We start from the raw sequence: 19,200 nt of genomic DNA, 5'->3' as shown, positions 1-19,200 counted from the left end.
CGGTCAATTCTTCTTTCATGCGGCTACCTACCGGTCCGTTCCGCCCTCTTCCGAAGGGCCTCGGCGGCTCGCCGAGAGCTTCTTGAGCGCGCGCAGCACCTTCGCGATCTTCTGCGCGCCGTCGTCGGTCAACGCGGCCGCCGCCGGGGGCGCCTCGGGGACGGGCGGGAGCGCGGGCTCGGCGGCGGCGCCGAGCGGGATGTCCATCGCGGAGGCGAGGTACTCCGCGAGGTCGGCCACGGTCGGGTGCCGCCAGATCAGCGTGGCGGTCAGCGAGACGCCGAGGCTCGCTTCGAGCCGGTTCCTGAGCTCCATCGCCGTGAGCGAGTCGAGCCCGGCCTGCTGGAGCGGGGTGCCCGCGCCCACGCGTGACGGCTCGCAGCGCAGCACCCGAGCGACCTGATCCCTGAGGTGCGCCTCCAGCGCGGCCCGGCGCTCTCCCGGAGGCGCGGAGGCGATCTGCGATCGGATGGATCCCGCGGCGCCCCGCGGGTCCGCCTGACCGGCCAGGTCGTCCGCGAGCTCCGCGAGGAAGGGCGAGCGCGCCGCGGCGAGGTGGAACTCCTGCCAGCGGCGCGGGTGAAAGCGCATGGCCGCGCGCTGGGTGGCGCCCTGCGAGAGGAGCCGCGCGAAGGTCTCGACGCCCTCGTCGGGCGCGAGCCCCTCGAGGCCGCGTGAGGCGAGCCGCTCGCCCCGGTTCTCCTGGGCCGCGGCGAGGCCGACCTCCCTCCAGGTGCCCCAGTTGATCGCCGCCGCCGGCAGCCCGAGCGCGCGCCGGTGGTGCGCGAGCGCGTCGAGGAACGCGTTGGCCGCGGTGTAGCTCGCCTGCCCCGGCGAGCCGAGCAGCGAGGTGGCCGAAGAGCAGAGCACGAAGAGATCCAGCGGCCGGGCCCGCGTGAGCTCGTGCAGGTTCCACGCGCCGAGGACCTTCGGCGCCATCACGCGCTCCGCGCGCTCGTAGCGGAGCCGAGCGATCGCGCCGTCGTCGAGGAGCCCCGCGGCGTGGATGACGCCCCGGAGCTCTGGCATCGAGCGATCGATGTCGTCGAGCACCGCGTCGAGCTCGGCCCGGACGGCGACGTCGGCGCGGGCGACGCGCACGTCGGCCCCCGCCGCGCGGAGCGGGGCGATCGCCTCCTCGGCCCGCTCCGAGGCGGCGCTCCGGCCGAGGAGGACGAGGTGGCGAGCCCCCCTCGCCACGAGCCACGCCGCGAGGCGCAGGCCGATGCCTCCGAGGCCGCCCGTGATGAGGTACGTGGCGTCCCTCGTGATGCGCGGCTCCTCGCTGCGGGCAGGGGCGATCGGCGCGTCCTCTGCGCCGTCGAGCGAGAGGATGACCTTGCCCATGTGCTCGGCGCGCGCCATGAGCGCGAAGGCCTGGCTCGCGTCCGCGATCGGCAGGACGCGGCGCGGGAGCGGCTTGAGCTCGCCGGCCTCGAAGAGCGCCATGACCTCCTCGAAGAGCGCGCGCATGTCGTCGGGCCGCTCGACGACCATCCCGCGGAGATCGACGAGCGCGAAGGTCAGCTTGCGCAGAAAGGGCCGGAGCCCGATCCGCCGATCGGCCTCGTAGTCGCGCATGCCGATCTCGATGAAGCGCCCGTAGTCCCGGAGGAGCTCGAGGCTCCTCGGGATGAAGTCGCCGGCCAGCGAGTTCAGGACGACGTCCACGCCCTGCCCCCCGGTGCGCTCCTTGATCTCGTCGGCGAAGGCGAGATCGCGGGAGCTCATGACGTGCTGGACACCCATCGCAGCGAGGGCGCTCCGCTTCTCCTCCGAGCCGGCCGTGGCGAAGATCTCCGCCCCGGCGCGCGCCGCGATCTGCACGGCCGCCATCCCCACGCCGCCCGCCGCGGCGTGGATGAGCACGCGCTCGCCCCGCCGCAGCCGCGCGACGTGGTGCAGGGCGTGAAAGGCGGTCAGGAACGCGAGGGGGATGGAGGCGGCGTCCTCGGCGCTCATCGAGGGAGGCCTGGGGAGCACGAGCCGGCGCGGGGCGACGGTGTGCGTGCCGAAGCAGCGGGACGCGAGCGCGATCACCTCGTCCCCCACGCGCAGGTCCTGGACCCCGGCGCCGACCGCGACGACGCGACCGGCGCACTCCCGGCCAAGCGGCGGCCCCGAGGCGTCCGTGCCCGGGTCGGGGAGCGCCCCCAGCGCGAGCAGGACATCGCGGAAGTTGAGGCCTGCCGCCACGACCTCGATCTCGACCTCGTCCGCGCTCGGCGCGCGGCGCGGGCGCGCCCGCAGCACGAGCCCATCGAGCATGCCCGGCCGATCGGTCTCCAGGCGGAACGCACGGTCGCCCGCGCGCGCGCGCGGCGGCGCCTCCGCGCGTCGATCCGCGCGCACGAGCCGAGCGACATGGCGACCTCCGCTGCGGAAGGCTACCTGGTCGTCCGCGCCGTCAGCCCTGAGCTCGCGCGCGAGCGCGTCGAGGTCGCCGCCCTCCGCGAGCGGATCGAGATCGACGAGCGAGCAGCGCAGCTCGGGGTGCTCGTGCATGAGCGTCCGCCCGAAGCCCCAGAGCGGCGCCTGCGCCACCGCGCACGCCGCCCCCTCCCCTTCCACGGGCTGCGCGCCGCGCGTGACCAGCCAGAGGCGGGGGGCGTCGCGGTAGCCGGCCTGCGCGATCGCCTGCGCGAGCCCGAGCGCGCTGCCGCACGTGAGCGCGCAGGCGGCGCTCAGCGCGTCGGCCGTGGCGGCTTCGGCCGGGACCGCGTCGAGCGAGAAGAGGTGGACGATGGCGTCCGGCGCAGGCCGCCCCAGCTCGGCGGCGGCCTCCCGGAGCATCGTCGCGATCCCGTCCGCGTCCTCCAGCCCGACCTCGAGCTCGCGGGCCGCGATCCTGCGGTAGCGCGGCCCCCGCCGGACCAGCACGCAGGCGGCGCCGGCGCCCGTGAGGCGCCCGAGGAGCGCCTCGCCGACGCCCGCCCGGTCCGCGAGGACGAGGACGGCGAAGGGTCGCTCGGCGGGCGCTCGCTCCGCGGCGTCCGCATGCGCGAGCCTCCACGCGACCTCGTAGTACCAGGCGCTCGTGGGCTCGGTTTGCCCGAGCTCCACGCGCTGAAACGACAGGCCGAGCACCTCGGCGACCTCGCGGCCGCCGGCGTCGATCAGCCGAACGTCCGCGATCGCGCGGTCCGCCACGGCGCCGGCGTCACGATCGCGCAGGACGATGTGGCATGCGAGGTCGGTCTCGATCCGCTCGCCCACGCGGAGCCGCTCCACGCCGACGGGCAGCATGCAGGCGGAGCCGCCCAGGCCAGAGGTCGCGACGGAGAGCGCAGCCTGGAAGCATGCGTCGAGGAGGGCCGGATGAACCACGTGTCCGGTCGTCGCGAGCCGGTCGGGCAGGCGCACCCGGGCCAGGCCCTCGCGGAGGCCGCAGCGGACCTCGACGACGCCCTGGAAGCGGGGGCCGTAGCCCAGGCTCATCGCCGCCATGTGGGCGTAGTGCTGCTCCCGCGAGAGGACGCGGGTGCACCGCGCCTCGATCGCGGCCCGGTCGATCGGCGGCCGCTCCCCCGCGCCGGCGGCCGCGCGCACGGCGCCTCGAGCGTGCCGCGTCCAGGGCGACCCGGCGTCGCGCCGATCGGCGCCGGCGGCAGCTCCAGACCTGCTGAAGATCTCGAAGGTCGCCCGGTCGGCGTGATCGACGCGCAGCACCGTCTGCACGACCTGCCCGAGCCGCGCCTCCGTGTCTGGCAGCGCCATCGCGTGCTCCAGGAGCATCGCCTCCACGGCGTGCGGACCGGGGCCGAGGACCGCGCGCGCGGCGGCGAGCGCCATCTCCGCATAGGCGGTGGCCGGCAGCACGATCGTCGCGGCGACGCGGTGATCGGCCAGGTACGGCACGCGCGCGACCGAGAGCTCGACCTCCCAGGTGTGCACCGCCGGATCCGCGGAGAGATCGCGGCGCTCACCGAGCAGCGCGGCGCCGCGGGCGCGCGATCGCGGAGGCCCGCCGGGCGGCGCGTCGAGCCAGAAGCGCTCGCGCTGCCAAGGGTACGAAGGCAGCGCGACCGGCGGGTGATCCCCAGGGTAGAGCTGCTTCCACGCGACCCCCGCGCCGAGCACATAGAGCGCGGCGAGCGAGGCCCGGAGGACGGGCCGCTCGTCCTCGTCGCGCCTCGACGAGGGCAGGCAAGCGCCCCGGCGCGACCACGCCGCCAGCCCGTCCTCGATCGACGGCAGCAGCACGGGGTGCGGGCTCGCCTCGACGAACGCCGCGGGCCCCTCCGCGCTCAGCGCCGCCACGCCCGCGGCGAACCGCACTGGCTCCCGCAGGTTTCGCGCCCAGTAACGCGCGTCGAGCTCTGGCCCCTCGACATACCGCCCCGTCACGGTCGAGAGCATCGGCACGCGCGCTCGCTGCGGCCGGATCCCCGCCAGCTCCCCCACGAGCTCGTCGAGCAACCCCTCCACCTCCGGGCTGTGCGACGCGACGTCGACCTTGATGCGCCGGCAGAAGACCCCGCGCCCCTCGAGCCGCGCGAGCACCTCGTCGAGCGCCTGCGCGTCGCCCGACAGCACCGTCGACCGGGGACCGTTGCTCGCCGCGATCGAGAGCCGCTGCTCGTACCCGACGAGCGAGAGCTCAGCCTCGGCCATCGCGAGCTCGACCAGCGCCATGGCGCCGCGCCCGCTCACACGGCGCATGAGGCGGCTGCGCCGGCAGATGATCCGGGCCGCGTCCTCGAGGCTCAGGATGCCGGCGACGTGCGCCGCGGCCACCTCGCCCATGCTGTGCCCGAGCACCGCGTCGGGCTCGATGCCCCAGGACCGCCACAGCGCCGCGAGGGCCACCTCGATGGCCCAGAGCACAGGCTGCACGACGTCGATCTCGCCGAGCCGCGAAGACACCTCGTCCGCGTCGATCTGAGCCGTCAGCGACCAGTCGACGTGCGGGCGCATCGCTCGATCGCAGGCCTCGATCGCCGCGCGGAACACGGGCTCGGCCTGGAGCAGCGCGCGCCCCATGCCCACCCACTGCGAGCCCTGCCCCGGAAAGACGAGCACGAGCCGGGGCGGCCTCTCCTCGACGACGCCCGACGCTACGCCGGGGCGCTCCGTCAGGAAGGCGTCGAGCTGCTCGACGAGCTCCGCGCGCGTGGCGAAGACCGCCGCGAGCCGGTGCGGCTCGTGGCTGCGGCGGACGCTCGCCGTCCTGCACACGGCAGCCACGGGCGGCGCGTCTCCGGAGGACAGCAGGTCCTTGTAGGCACGGGCGAGCGCCGCGAGCGCGCCGGCGCTGCGGGCCGAGAGGGGGAGCACGAGGGGCCCCGAGGCCGCTGCCTCCGGAGGCGGCTCCGCCTCCTGTGCCTCCGCGAGCACGACGTGCGCGTTGGTGCCGCTGATGCCGAACGAGCTGACCCCGGCGACGCGCCGCCGGGCGCCGCGCCGCCACGGGAGCGGCCGCCGCGGGATCACGAGCGGCGTGCCCTCGAGCGACAACCGCGAGCTCAGCTGCTCGAAGTGAGCCTGCCCGGGCACCGTCTCGTGCCGCATCGAGAGCACGACCTTGATGAGCCCCGCGACGCCCGCGGCCGACTCGAGGTGCCCGATGTTCGCCTTGGCCGAGCCGAGGACGCACCGCGACCCGTCCGGCCGCGGCGCGCCGAAGACCTCCTTGATCGCCTCCACCTCGATGGGGTCGCCGAGCGACGTGCCCGTCCCGTGCGCCTCGATGTAGTCGACTTGCTCCGCCCGGATGCCCGCGCTCGCGAGCGCCTTGCGCAGCATGCCTTGCTGCGCGAGCCCGTTCGGCGCGGTGAGCCCGTTGCTCCGGCCGTCCTGGTTGACCGCCGAGCCCAGGATGAGCGCCCAGATCTCGTCGCCGTCTCGACGGGCATCCGCGAGCCGCTTCAGCACCAGCACGCCGCAGCCCTCGCCGCGGCCGTAGCCGTCCGCGCGCGCGTCGAACGTCTTGCAGCGGCCGTCCGGCGACAGAGCGCGCATCTGCGAGAGCTCGATGTGCCCCTCGGGCGAGAGGATGAGGTTGACCCCGGCCGCCAGCGCCATCTCGCTCTCCCCCGAGCGCAGGCTCTGGCAGGCGAGGTGCACCGCCACGAGCGACGACGAGCAGGCGGTGTCCACCACCATGCTCGGCCCCTGCAGCCCGAGCGCGTACGCGACGCGCCCGGGACCCACGCTCAGCAGATCCCCCGTCCCGCTGTAGGTCGTGATGCCGTCCGTTCCCAGCCGGGCCTCCCTCACCCAGCCGTAGTCGTTGCGGTACACGCCGACGAACACGCCGACCGACCGACCTTGCAGGTGGTCGTGAGGCTGCCCTGCCCGCTCGAGCGCCTCCCAGCACACCTCCAGCAGCACGCGCTGCTGTGGGTCCATCTCCTCGGCCTCGCGCGGCGAGATCCCGAAGAAGCCCGCGTCGAACCGATCGACGTCGCGCAGGAACGCGCCGCTCCGCGTATACATCCTGCCGGGTACGTCCGGGTCCGGGTCGTAGAAGGCCTCGACGTCCCAGCGGCCCGCGGGGATCTCGGTCACCGCGTCCCGCCCCTCGCGGAGGAGCTCCCAGAACGTCCCCGGATCGTCCGCTCCGCCGGGGAACCGGCACGCGAGCCCGACGATGGCGATCGGCTCCTCGGCATGTCCGAGCGGCGCGGCCGCGCTTGAGGGCCGCGGGGGCGGCGCGGGGCTCGAGACCACGCCGTCGTCGCGCCGAGCGAGGTCCTCCTGGAGCGCCGTGTCGAGGTAGCCAGCGAGCGCCTCGATCGACGGATAGCTGAAGAGCAGCGTGTCCGAGCTCGTGAGGCCCGATCGCTGGTCGAGCAGGCCGCGCAGCTCCACCGCGCCGAGCGAGTCGAGCCCGAGATCACGCAGCGGCCGCGCGGGATCCAGCGCGCCCTGCGCCGGGACCAGGCGCGCGACGCACGCGGCGACCTCTTCGAGGAGCGCGCGGCGCCGCTCGATCGCCGCCGTCCCGCGCAGCAGCGCTCGAAGCGCGGGCTCCCGCGTCGCGCCCCCGGTCAGCTCCGGGCCTCGCTCGGCGAGGGCCCCGTCCGTCGCGCCGCGCTGGTTGACGATGACCGGGTACCGCTTCCGCACGAGCGCCTGCGACGCGCCGCTCTCTGCCGGCCCGCCGGGGAGCGGCGCGCCCGCCGTCGAGACCGCCGCGCGCGCCGGGGGAGGCCCCTCCTCGACGACGACGTGCACGTTGGTCCCGCTCATCCCGAAGGCGCTCACGCCCGCGATGCGCCGCTGCCTGCCGCGCGGCCACGGCCGCCGCGCCGTCGGCACGTCGATCCTCCCGCCTTCCAGCGAGAGGCTCGGGTTGAGCTGCCTGAGGTGCAGGTGCGGGGGGATCTCCTCGTGGGCGAGCGAGAGCACGACCTTGATCAGGCCTGCCATCCCGGCCGCGGCCTCGAGGTGCCCGAGGTTGGTCTTCACCGATCCGACCGCGCACCGGACGCCCGGCCCATCGCCCAGCGCGCGCCCGATCGCCCGCGCCTCGGCGCGATCGCCCGCCCTCGTGCCCGTCCCGTGCGCCTCGATGTAGCCGATCTGCTCCGGGGTCACGCCCGCGCGCGCCCACGCCGCCCGCAGCATCGCCTCCTGCGCCTCGGGGCTCGGCGCGAGCAGCCCCTCCGTACGGCCGTCGTGGGTCGAAGCCCCGCCCCGGAGCAGCGCCCAGATGCGGTCCCCGTCGCGCTGCGCGTCCGACAGCCGCTTGAGCACGAGCGCGCCGCCGCCCTCGCCCCGCACGAACCCGTTCGCCTCGACGTCGAACGTGCGGCAGCGCGCGTCGGGCGAGAGCACCCCCATCTTCCAGAGCTTCACGCTCCCGAGCGGGCTCAAGATCCAGTGCGCCCCGCACGCGAGCGCCACGTCGCACTCGCGCCTCCGCAGGCTCTCGCTCGCGAGGTGCACGGCCATGAGCGACGACGAGAACGCCGTGTCCACGACCAGGCTCGGCCCGCGCCACCCGAGCACGTGCGAGACGCGGCCGGCGAGCAGGCTCGCGCTCTCGCCCGTCAGCCGGAAGGCGTCGATCGCCGCGCCGTGCTGCGCCTGCAGCTGCGCGTACTCTCCGCCGCACGCCCCGACGAACACGCCGCCCGCGCGCCCGGCCGGCTCGAGCGGCGCCTGCCCGGCGTGCGCCAGCGCCTCCCAGCAGAGGTCCAGCACCAGCCGCTGCAGCGGGTCCATCTGCTCCGCCTCGGCGTCGGAGATGCCGAACCGCCGCGCGTCGAACTGCTCGATCCCGTCCACGAATCCGCCGCGACGAACCGCCGCTTCCCAGGGCTCTCCGGAGCGGAGGCCCGCAAAGGCCCAGGGCCCCCAGCGCCCCTCCGGCACCTCGCGGATCGCGTCCACCCCGTCCCGCAAGAGCCGCCAGTACGCCTCGGGATCGCCCGCGCCCCCAGGCAACCGGCACGAGAGCCCGACGATCGCGATCGGTTCGTCGGCCGTCACGGCCTGCGGCGCGCTCGGTGGGAGCGCTGCGCTCGGTGCTCCGGACAGCGACCGCGCGACCGCTCGGAGCAGCCGCGTCGCTCCGGTCTGGAAGAAGAGGTGGGGCCCGGGCAGCACCAGGAGCTCGAAGGCGCCGTCGGTGTGGCGCGCCCAGCCGAGGAGATCGTCGCGAGGGATGTCGACGTCCTCGCTCCCGCCGAACACCGAAAGAGGGATCCTCAGCGGCGGCTCCTCCTGGTGCTCGTAGCCAAGGATCACCTCGGCATCGGCGCGCAGCGCCGGCAGCGCGAGCCGGAGCACGTCGGGATCGAGCAGCGCCTCGGGGACGAGCCCGAAGCGGCGCAGCGCGTCGATCGCCGAGGGGTCCTCGGCCCGCAGCGAGGCGACCCTGTCCGCCCTCGCGCGGAGCGGGTTCGGCAGGTGGGGCGCCGGGTATGCCGCGACGAGCAGGTGCTCCGGCGCGGGGGCGCCGCGGCGGCGCAGCTCGCGCGCGAGCTCGAAGGCGACGAGCGCCCCCTTGCTCGCGCCGAAGAGGGCGTAGGGGCCGTCCAGGTACGGCTCGATCGCCGTGGCCACCGCCTCGACGAGCGGCGCGATCTGCGTGATCGGCGGCTCCGCGAGCCGCTCCTGGCGCCCGGGCAGCTGGACGGCGCACACCTCGATGTCCGGCGGAAGGCTCCGCGGCCAGGCGCTGTAGGCCGACGCGCTGCCGCCGCCGTGCGGGAAGCAGAAGAGGCGAAGCCGCGGCTTTCCGGCGGCGCCGGTCGCAAAGCGGCGGATCCAGCGATCGCCGCGATCGGGCGCCGGGGCGCGATGCATGGCGGCGGGAGCGGGCGGAGGCGCTGCCACCGAGCTCCCAGGGGGGGAAGGCACCGCGCCCTCGGGTCCCGCGGACGGCGCCAGCTCGACGGACGGGGGCGGGCGCTCGGCGCCGAGCTCCTTCACGAGCCACGCGGTGAGCTGCGTGAGGGTCGCCCCCTGCGAGAGGTCAGCGAGCGGCAACGCCACCCCGAGATCGGCCCGCACGCCGCTCCGGAGCTCGACGGCCATCAGCGAGTCCAGCCCGAGATCGCGCGGCGAGTCGAGCGAGGAGACGGCGGACACCGGGACGGAGAGGACGTCGGCCACTTGCCCGCGCAGGTAGTCGTCCAGTCGGCGATGCACCTCGCCCGGGCTCTGGGCGCGGAGCTCGTCCAGCGACACCGCGCCTCGCCGAGCGCGGCGGGCGCTGCGCTCGATCGCCTGCTTGAGCTGCGTCCGCCCGATTCGACGGAGGTGCATGCCCTCGACCATGGCCAGGACCTCGCCGCCCTCGTCGAGGAGGTACACGTCCCCGCAGAGATCCTCGCCTTCGGACGGGCGCAGGACGGCGTGGGCATAGACGGCGTGGTGCGAGGCGGAAGCGTAGTCCTGGCAGCGATCCACGCGCTGCCCGATGAACGTCTGCCCGGACTCGCGCACGAGCTCCTCGTAGCCAGGGACCGCAGCCATCAGCACCTGGCCGTAGACTTCGTCCATGCACATGCTCATCACGGCGTCGCGATCGATCACGACGCCGCGCGGGCGCACGACGTCCTCCGAAGGGAGCGCGAGCCGCGCGACGGCCTCGCCGTCCCTGCGCCAGATCCGCTCGATGACCTGGAAGCTCGCGCCGACGTAGTGCTCGTCCCGGCGCCACATGCGCGCGTAATAATCGGCGCCGTCGCGCTCCTCGCTGCAGCGCGCCTTGAGCGCCTCGATCGAGCGAGCCTGCGGGCGGGGCGGAGCTGTGGCCGAGACGCGCACGCGGCCGGTGGTGTGAAGCGTCCAGCGGTCCGCGCCGGAGGCCTCCGGCGCGAGGCTGACGAGCTGGAAGGACGCGACGCCGGGCTCGCCGGGCGTGAGGATCGTCTGGACCGTACGGGCGCCGGACTCGGGCAGGATGAGCGGCTGCGAGAACGAAACATCCTCGTACTCGATGCCGACCGTGGGGCCGAACGCAGCGACGGCAGCAGCAGCGACCAGCGAGAGGTGAACGACGCCCGACACGACCACGCGGCCGTAGATGCGATGATCGCGCAGCACCGGGAGCATCTCGGAGGCGAGCTGCGATTCGAAGATCACGTCCCGGATCGCAGGCGACACGAGGCGCTGCCCGAGCAGCGTCGCAGGCGCCCCCACGAGCGATGGGCCGACCGCGGTCTCCTCTCCCCGTCCCTGCGTCAGCCCGGCCTCTACCCAGTGCCGCTCGCGCTGGAAGGGATAGGTCGGGAGCACGAGCTTTCGGCCCGCTCGGTCGCGGTCGAAGCCCGCGAAGTCCACCTTCGCGCCTCGCACGTACAGCGCCCCCAGGCTCTCCAGCATCTGCGCGCAATCCGAGCGCTTCGGCCGCAGCGACGGCAGCCACACCCCCGCACCCTCCGGCACGCACCGCCGCCCCATCGCCGAGAGCACAGGGCTCGGCCCCACCTCCACGAACGCTTCCGCACCCGCCTCGTGCAGCGCCCGTATCCCCTCCAGGAACCGCACCGGCGCGCGCACATGGCTCGCCCAGTACGACGCCTGCGTCACCTCCTCCCGCGCCGCTCTCCCCGTCACGTTCGCGATGAGCTTCCGCTGCGGCAATCCGAGCTTCACCTTCGACGCCGCACGCTCGAACGCCTCCACCATCGGCGCCATCAGCGGCGAGTGGAACGCGTGCGATACGTTCAGCCACCGGCTCTTGACCCCGCGCGCCCCCAGCGCCTCCACCACCGCAGTCACCGCACCACGCGCACCGGACACCACCGTCTCCGACGGCCCGTTCACCGCCGCGATCGACACCTCCGCCGCGTACGGCTCCACCGCCTCCGCCACCGTCGCCTCGTCCGCGAACAGCGCCGCCATCGCCCCCTGCTTCGGCAGCGCCTGCATCAGCCGCCCTCGCGTCGCGATCAGCCCTAGTCCCTCCGACAGCCCGAACACCCCCGCCACGCACGCCGCCACGTACTCGCCCACGCTGTGCCCCAGCACCGCAAACGGCTCGATACCCCACGCCTTCCACTGCGCGCTCAGCGCATAGCCCACCGCGAACAGCGCTGGCTGCGTGTACTCCGTCTCGTCCAGCGGGCTCGCCTGACCCTCCGCCGCGTACAGCACCTCGAGCAGCGGCCTCTCCAGCTGACCACGCAACAGCGCGTCGCACTCCTCCATCGCACGCCGGAACACTGGCTCGCTCGCGAACAGCTCCCGCCCCATCCCCACGTACTGCGACCCCTGGCCCGTGAACAGGAACGCCACCTGCGGCGCCTCCTTTCGCTCCACGCGGCCGTGCTGCGTCTGCTCCGCCCGCTCGCCCCGCGCGAACGCGCCGAGCCGCGCGGAGAGCTGCTCGCGCGACGACGCGACCACCGAGAGCCGATGCGCGAAGTGCGCTCGCCCCGCGCGCGCCGTGAAGCCCACGTCCGCTAGCCGCTCCTCCGGGTGGGATCCGAGGTGACGCTCGTAACGATCGGCGAGCACGCGCAGCGCCTCTTCGCTCCGCGCCGAGACGCAGAGGATCTCGACGGGTCGCTCGGGCGCCGAGGCGGCAGCCGCCTGCGCCGCGGGCGCACCGCCGAGGACGACGTGGGCGTTCGTGCCGCTCGCCCCGAACGAGCTCACCCCCGCGATGCGACGGCCGTCGACCGACGGCCAGGGGATCCTCGTCGCCGCCACGCGCACCGGCAGCCGGTCCCACTCGATGTACGGGTTCGGCGTCTTGAAATGCAGGTGCGGCGGGATTTCCCCGTGATGAAGCGAGAGGGCCACCTTGATGAGCCCCGCGATCCCCGCGCCTGCCTCGAGGTGGCCGATGTTGGTCTTCACCGAGCCGAGGAGGAGCGGGCGCTCGGGCTCACGCCCGGCCCCGAGGGCAGCCGCGAGCGCGCGCACCTCGATCGGATCGCCGAGGGGCGTCCCCGTGCCGTGCGCCTCGACGTAGTCGACGTGGTGCGGCTCCACGCCGGCGTTCGCGAGCGCTTCGCGCACGAGCATCTGCTGCGCCGACCCGTTCGGGACCGTGAGGCCGCTGCTCGGGCCGTCCTGGTTCACCGCCGAGCCGCGGATGACGGCGAGGATGCGATCACCCGCCGAGACCGCGTCGGACAGGCGGCGGAGCACGACGACGCCGCAGCCCTCGCCCCGCGCGTAGCCGTCTGCCGAGGCATCGAAGGTCTTGCAGCGGCCCTCGGGGGAGAGCACCCGCGTCTTGCACAGCACGATGTGCGCGGCAGGCGTCAGGATGAGGCTCACGCCGGACGCGAGCGCGAGGTCGGTCTCCCGGCTGCGCAGGCTCTGGCAGGCCAGGTGGACAGCGACCAGCGAGGAGGAGCACGCGGTGTCGACGGCGACGCTGGGCCCCTGGAGCCCGAGGAGATAGGAGAGCCTGCCCGGCGCGAAGTTGAGCGCCGTGCCGGGGCCGAAGTAGGCGTCGAGACCGGAGAGCGACGCGCTCGCCCCGACGACATGGGCGTAGTCGCTCGAGGAGATCCCCACGAAGACGCCGGTGCGGCTGTGCGCGAGGCGATCGGGCGCGATGGCGGCGTCCTCGAGCGCCTCCCAGCTCACCTCGAGGAGCAGGCGATGCTGCGGGTCGAGGCTCTGCGCCTCGCGCGGCGACACGCCGAAGAAGCGCGCATCGAAGCCGTCGACCTGATCGAGGAAGCCGCCACGGGCCGTGTACATCTTGCCCGGCGCGTCGGGGTCCGGGTCGTAGAACGCGGCCGCGTCCCATCGGTCCTCGGGCACCTCCCGGGTCGCGTCCACGCCGTCGCGGACGATCTGCCAGAGGGCCTCCTTCGTGTCGGCGCCCCCGGGGAACCGGCAGCCGATGCCGACAATGGCGATCGGCTCGCTGCGGGCCGACTCCGCGGCAGAGAGCCGTGCGCGGAGGTCGCGCAGCTCCAGCAGGGCCCGCTTGAGGACGGGCGAACGATCAGCGTCGGCGCTCACGGTGCGGCGTCCTGCGGCGCGCCGCCGAGCTCCGCGGCCAAGAGCGCCTCCAGCTCGTCCTCGGAGAGCCGATCGAGCGACGCGTCCTCGGCGCGCGCCCGTGCCCCGGGAGGCGACGGAGCGTGCGCGAGCGGCTCGGGCTGCGCAGCGATGGCGAGGACCTCGCGCGCGAGGAAGCCGGTCATGGCGTCCACCGTCGGATGCTCGAACGCGAGCGTGGGCGGCAGCGAGCTGCCGAGACTTACCTCCAGCCGGTTGCGCAATCGAACGCTCATCATCGAATCCATGCCCATCTGAAAGAATCCCTGGTCCATATCGAGCGCGAGCGGGTCTTCCATCCCGAGGATCGACGCCACCGTTTCGCGGACGTGCGCCGTGAGGAGCTTCCGCCGATCGGCTGGCTCGGCCTCGTCGAGGCGCCTGCGAAACGCGCCCTTCGCCTCGCCGCTCCCCGCGCTCGGCTCCGCCGGGATCTCGATCCGATCGAGCAGCGGCCGGCGCCGCCGGGCCTCGAAGATCGCCTTGAAGGTGCGCCAGTCGACCGGCGCGACCGTGCGCTGCGCCGGGCCGCCCTGGATCACCGCGTCGAGCGCCTCGAGCGCGTGCGCCGGCGGCATGACGCCGAAGCCCATCTGCGCCGCGAAGCGCCGCACGTCGGCGGTGAGCATGCCGCCGCCGCCCAGGCCGCCCCAGTTGACGCTCTGCCCCGGTAGGCCGAGCGCGCTGCGGTAGTGCGCGAAGACGTCCATGAAGTGGTTGGCCGCGGCGTACGCGCCGAGCCTCGCCGCGCCCCAGACCGCGGCCGGCGAGGAGAAGCAGACGAAGAAATCGAGCGGCAGATCGCGCGTCAGCTCGTGCAGGATCCACGTGCCAGAGACCTTGGCGTGGAGCACGGACCGGAGGATCTTGACGTCCGTCTCCAGGAGCGACGTGTTCGACGTCACCCCCGCGGCATGGAGGACGCCGCGCAGCGGCAGGCCGGCGGCGCGCACCGAAAGGAGCGCCTCGGCCATGTCGGCAGGATCGCCCACGTCCGCGGACAGGGCGCGCACGGTCGCGCCGCGCGCCTCGAGCGATCGCACGAGCTCCACCTTCTGCCGCGCGTCGCTGCCGGGCGCGAGCGTGTCCCAGAGCTCGCGCGGCGGAAGCCCCCGCCGGCCCAGGACGACGACGTGCCGGGCGCCCCGATCCACGAGCCATCGGGCCACCTGGAGGCCTGCCCCGCCGAGCCCACCGGTGACGAGATAAGCGGCGTCGGCCCGGAGCGCGAGCGGCTGCGCGGGCATCCTGGGCCCGTCGCTCCGGACCAGGCGGGCCACGTAGCGCTCGCCGCCGCGGAGGGCCACGAAGTCCTCGTTGTCGCGGGCGTCGATCGCGCCGAGCAGGCCCCGTGCCTCGTCGCTGCTCGCCCTGGGATCGAGATCGATCGCGCGGCCCCACAGCTCGGGGTGCTCGAGGGCAATCACCTTCCCGAGCCCCCACAGCGGCGCCTGGGCGAGCGCGAGATCCTCGGAGCCGCGCGGCACCGGCTGAGCGTTGCGCGTCACGAGCCACAGGGGCGACGGCTGGTTCGAGCGCGCGAGGGCCTGCACGAGGTGGAGCACCGCCGTGGTGCCCTTCGCCTCGTCCGCCGCGAGGGACGCGATGCTCGCCTGCGCAGGCGAGGTCGCGTCGAGGCTCCACAGGTGCACGATGCCGCGCAGGGGGACTGAGACCCGCGCCTCCGCGAGCAGGCGATCGAACGCCGCCGGCTCCTCGGGCGGGACGGTCCAGGGGCCCTCCGGCGGCGCCGCGAAGCGCGGAGCCGGGCGCACCAGGAGGGCGCCTTCGCCGCGCCGCGCGAGCAGGCGCGCCAGATCCTCGCCGAGCCCGCTCGCGTCCGTGAGGATCAGCCAACGGCCTGCTGGAGCGGGCGCCGGAGCCGCCGTCGCCGCCAGCGGAGCCGCCTCCCATGCGAGCTCATGGAGCCACCGATCGAGGCGCGCCCCGACGATGCGCCGCGCCGCCTGCCGATCGGGGACATCCAGGCGGAGGCCTCGGACCTCGGCCAGGAGCCTGCCCTCGGCGTCGAGCAGGCGGAGATCGCCGGAGAAGCCCGCGTCCGCCGACGGTGGGTGGACCGTAGCGTGGCACCACGAGGCCGCGCCGGATGACGGCCCGGCCGCATGGATGACGAGCCGCTCGAGCCCCGTCGGGAGGAGGGCCTCGCCCTCGATCGGCGGCGTCTCCGGATCGTGCGCGAGGGACGCGAGCAGCTCGAACGCCGCACCCAGCAGCGCTGGATGCAGCCCGTAGGCTCCCGGGTCCGCGGTCGCCGCGTCCGGGAGGCGGAGCCGGCCGAGCGCCTCGCCCTCCCCGCGCCACACGTGCTCGATGGCCCGCATCGCCGGACCGACCTCGAGCCCCCGCCCCTGGATCTGGGCGTAGCACGCCGCGCCGTCGCAGGTCGTCCCGGCGCTCGCCTTCAAGGCCTCGAGCGAAGGCCCCTCGCCCGTGGGGTCCCTGTCGGCCTCCGCGGCCCGAACGCGACCCGACGCCCGGAGGATCCCGCCGCTCGGCTCGCTCCCGGGCCGAGAGGCGCGGCTCCAGATCTCGAACGACGCCGCGCCCGCGGGCCCGGGCGTCAGGATCAGCTGCAACGTCACGTCCGCGTCACCCTCCAGCAGGAGCGCGTCGCGGAGGACGAGATCCTCGAACACCCTCCCGCCGGGAGGCAGGAGCGCCGCCGCGGCGCCGAGCACCATGTCCACGAAGATCGCGGCCGGCACGAGCGCGATCCCCTGAAGGCGGATCGCGCACAGGGACGCGCGCCGCTCCCGATCGAGATCGAGCTCCCAGTACTGCTCGCCGGAGAGGCGGGCCGAAACGACGCGCCGATCGAGCAGCGGATGCGACGCGCCGGACCGCGAGGGCGCCGGGACCCCGGGAGCCTGTGCGGGCGCGGGCGCCGGGGGCGACGCCCAGTACCGCTGCCGTTTCCAGGGGTAGGTGGGCAACGGAACGAACCGACCGCCAGGCGCATCGAGGCGCGACCAGTCCAGCGGAGCGCCCGCGGCGTAGAGCCGGCCCAGCGAAGCCCGCAGGGTCATCCGCTCCGGCTCGTCGGACCTGGTGGACGGTACGAGCGTGCTCTCGCCGCCCTGCGGCCGGAGCACCTGCTCGATCGCGCTGAGCAGCAGCGGGTGCGGGCTGATCTCGATGAAGGCGTCGTATCCATCGATCCCCATCTGCTGGATCGCCTGCGCGAACAGCACCGGCTCCCGGAGGTTCCGCGCCCAGTACTCGGGGCCGAGCGCCGCGGGCTCGTGCGGCGCGGCGGTCACCGTCGAATAGAAGGGCACGGCCGCCGCGCGCGGCGCGAGGCCGGCAAGCGCGCGCACGAGCTCCGGCAGCAGCGGGTCCATCTGCGGGCTGTGGCCGGCCGCGGTCGCGCCCTTGACCTTGCGCGCAAAGATGTTGCGGCGCACGAGCTTCGGAAGGAGCTCCTCCAGCGCCGCCGGATCGCCGGACAGCACGGTGGACGCGCGGCCGTTGCAGACGCCCACGGCGACCCGGTCCTCGAAGCCGGCGAGCGCCGCGCGAGCCTGCTCCGCCGAGAGCGCGACGACCACCATCGCCCCCTTGCCCTGCACCCGCCCGATGATCTCGCCGCGGCGGCAGACCAGGCGCGCAGCGTCGTCGAGGCTCAGCGCGCCCGCGACGTGCGCCGCGGCGATCTCCCCCATGCTGTGGCCGACGACGGCCTGCGGCTCGACGCCCCACGACCGCCACAGCGCAGCGAGCGCCACCTGCACCGCGAACACGACGGGCTGCACGATCTCGAGCCGCTCCCACGCTGCCTCGGCGTCCGCGGAGGCGAGCTGCTCGACGACCGACCCCGCGACATACGGCGCGAGGGCGCGGTCGCACGCGAGCAGCGCCTCCCGGAACACCGGCTCGCGCTCGAGGAGCCCGCGGCCCATGCCGACCCAGTGGCTGCTGTGCCCGGAGAAGACGAACGCGATCCGAGGTGAGCGGCCGAGCTGCACGTTGCCGGTGAAGAAGCGCGGATGGACCTCCTTCTGCAGGAAGGCCGAGAGCGCCTCCGCGAGCTCCTCGCGGGATCCGCCCACCACCGCGAGCCGCCGCTCCAGGTGCGCGCGCCGGAGGGACGCGGAGTGGCAGAGATCCGCGAGCCGCAGGTCGGCCCCGTCCGCGAGGAGCAAGTGGTAGGCCCGCGCCAGGTCGCTCAAGGCGTCCGCGCTCCTCGCCGAGATGGGGAGGAGCCACGCGTCGCCGGGGACGGGCTTCGCAGCGGCAGGCGAACCGGCGATCTCGGGCGTGGCTCCCTGACCGGGAGCGTCCCCGAGGGGTGCGGTGGCCGAGCGGGGCGGCGCCTCGAGGATCACGTGCGCGTTGGTGCCGCTCACGCCGAAGGCGCTGACGCCGGCGATGCGCGCCGCGTCGCCTTCGGGCCACGGGGCCGCGTTCGTCGGAATGACGAGCGGGAAGCGGCCCTCCGCGATCTCGGGGTTCAAGCTCTGGAAGTGGATCTGCGGCGGAACCTCGCCGTGGCGCAGGGCGAGCACGACCTTGATGAGCCCTGCCAGGCCGGCGCACGCCTCCAGGTGCCCGATGTTGGCCTTCGCGGAGCCGAGCATCAGCGGCGCGTCCTCGGCGCGCCCCTCGCCCATCTCCGCGACGAGCGCGTTCACCTCGATGGGATCGCCGAGCGGCGTGCCGGTGCCGTGCGTCTCGATGAAGCGGACCTCGGCCGGAGCGACGCCAGCGCTGGCGAGCGCAGCCCGCAGCACCGCTCGCTGCGCGGCGCCGTTCGGGACCGTCAGCCCGCTCGAGCGACCGTCGTGGTTGACCGCCGAGCCGCGGATCACCGCGAGGATGCGATCGCCGTGCCGCTGCGCGTCGCGGCAGCGCTTGAGCACCACGACCGCGCCGCCCTCGCCGCGCACCATGCCGTCCGCGGACGCATCGAACGGCTTGCACCGCCCGTCGGGCGCGAGCGCGCGCATCCGCGAATAGAGCACGTTCACCGCCGGGGTGAGGATCAGGTTGACCGCGCCGACGAGCGCCATGTCCGACTCGCCCGCGCGCAAGCTCTGACAAGCGAGGTGCGCGGCGACGAGCGATGACGAGCACGCGGTGTCGAGCGCCACGGCCGGTCCGTGCAGCCCGAGGACGAACGACAGCCTCCCCGCCGTCGTGTTGACCGAGTTCCCGGTGCCGATATAGGGGTCCAGCGCGGAGAGCCCGCCCTGTCCGGCGATCTGCGCGTAGTCGGCGGTCGCGACGCCGACGAACACGCCGGTGCGGCTGCCGGCCAGCCGATCGGGGGCCTGCCCCGCGTCCTCGAGAGCCTCCCAGGAGAGCTCGAGCAGCAGGCGCTGCTGAGGATCCATCATGGCGGCTTCCATCGGCGAGATCCCGAAGAACGGGGCGTCGAACCGGTCGACGTCGTGCCCCTTCAGGAACCCTGATCGACGCGTGTACATCTTGCCGGGCGCGTCGGGATCCGGGTCGAAGAGCGCGTCGCCGTCCCAGCGATCGCGCGGAACATCCGAGGTCGCGTCGACGCCATCCTTCAGGATGCGCCAGTACGCCTCGGGGCTGTTGGCCCCGCCGGGGAAGCGGCACGCGAGCCCGACGATGGCGATCGGCTCCTTCTGCGCGTGCAGGACCGCGTCGAGCCGGGCGCGCATCTCCTTGAGGGCGAGGGTCGCCCGCTGCAGGGGGCTCAGCTGGTCGAGGCGGTCGCGAACGTCCTTCATGGTCGGCTCCTCGACGCGGTGTCGTCCTGGGTTCGGCGGATCACTC

The 19,200-nt window shown here is 74.5% G+C and carries 2 protein-coding genes; both read right to left on the bottom strand.

Features of this window, described 5'->3' with window-relative positions; genetic code table 11:
* Positions 1 to 27: 27 nt before the first annotated feature.
* Positions 28 to 13,389, bottom strand: coding sequence for an SDR family NAD(P)-dependent oxidoreductase (locus tag WME89_RS19455; protein WP_438010611.1), 13,362 nt, complete (start codon positions 13,387 to 13,389; stop codon positions 28 to 30).
* Positions 13,386 to 19,154, bottom strand: a complete 5,769-nt coding sequence (locus tag WME89_RS19450) for a type I polyketide synthase (protein ID WP_438010610.1) — start codon at positions 19,152 to 19,154, stop codon at positions 13,386 to 13,388. The genes WME89_RS19455 and WME89_RS19450 overlap by 4 nt, the downstream gene beginning before the upstream one ends.
* Positions 19,155 to 19,200: the final 46 nt, after the last annotated feature.

It is taken from the genome of Sorangium sp. So ce321, assembly GCF_051530195.1.
Lineage (GTDB): Bacteria > Myxococcota_A > Polyangia > Polyangiales > Polyangiaceae > Sorangium.
Note: the sequence above shows the minus strand (reverse complement) of the source record. Positions and strands in the feature narration are given on the sequence as shown.

What these genes read in the sequence shown, in the direction of transcription:
- WME89_RS19450 (WP_438010610.1), bottom strand. Translation starts at nt 19,154, where the DNA reads ATGAAGGACGTTCGCGACCGCCTCGACCAGCTGAGCCCCCTGCAGCGG.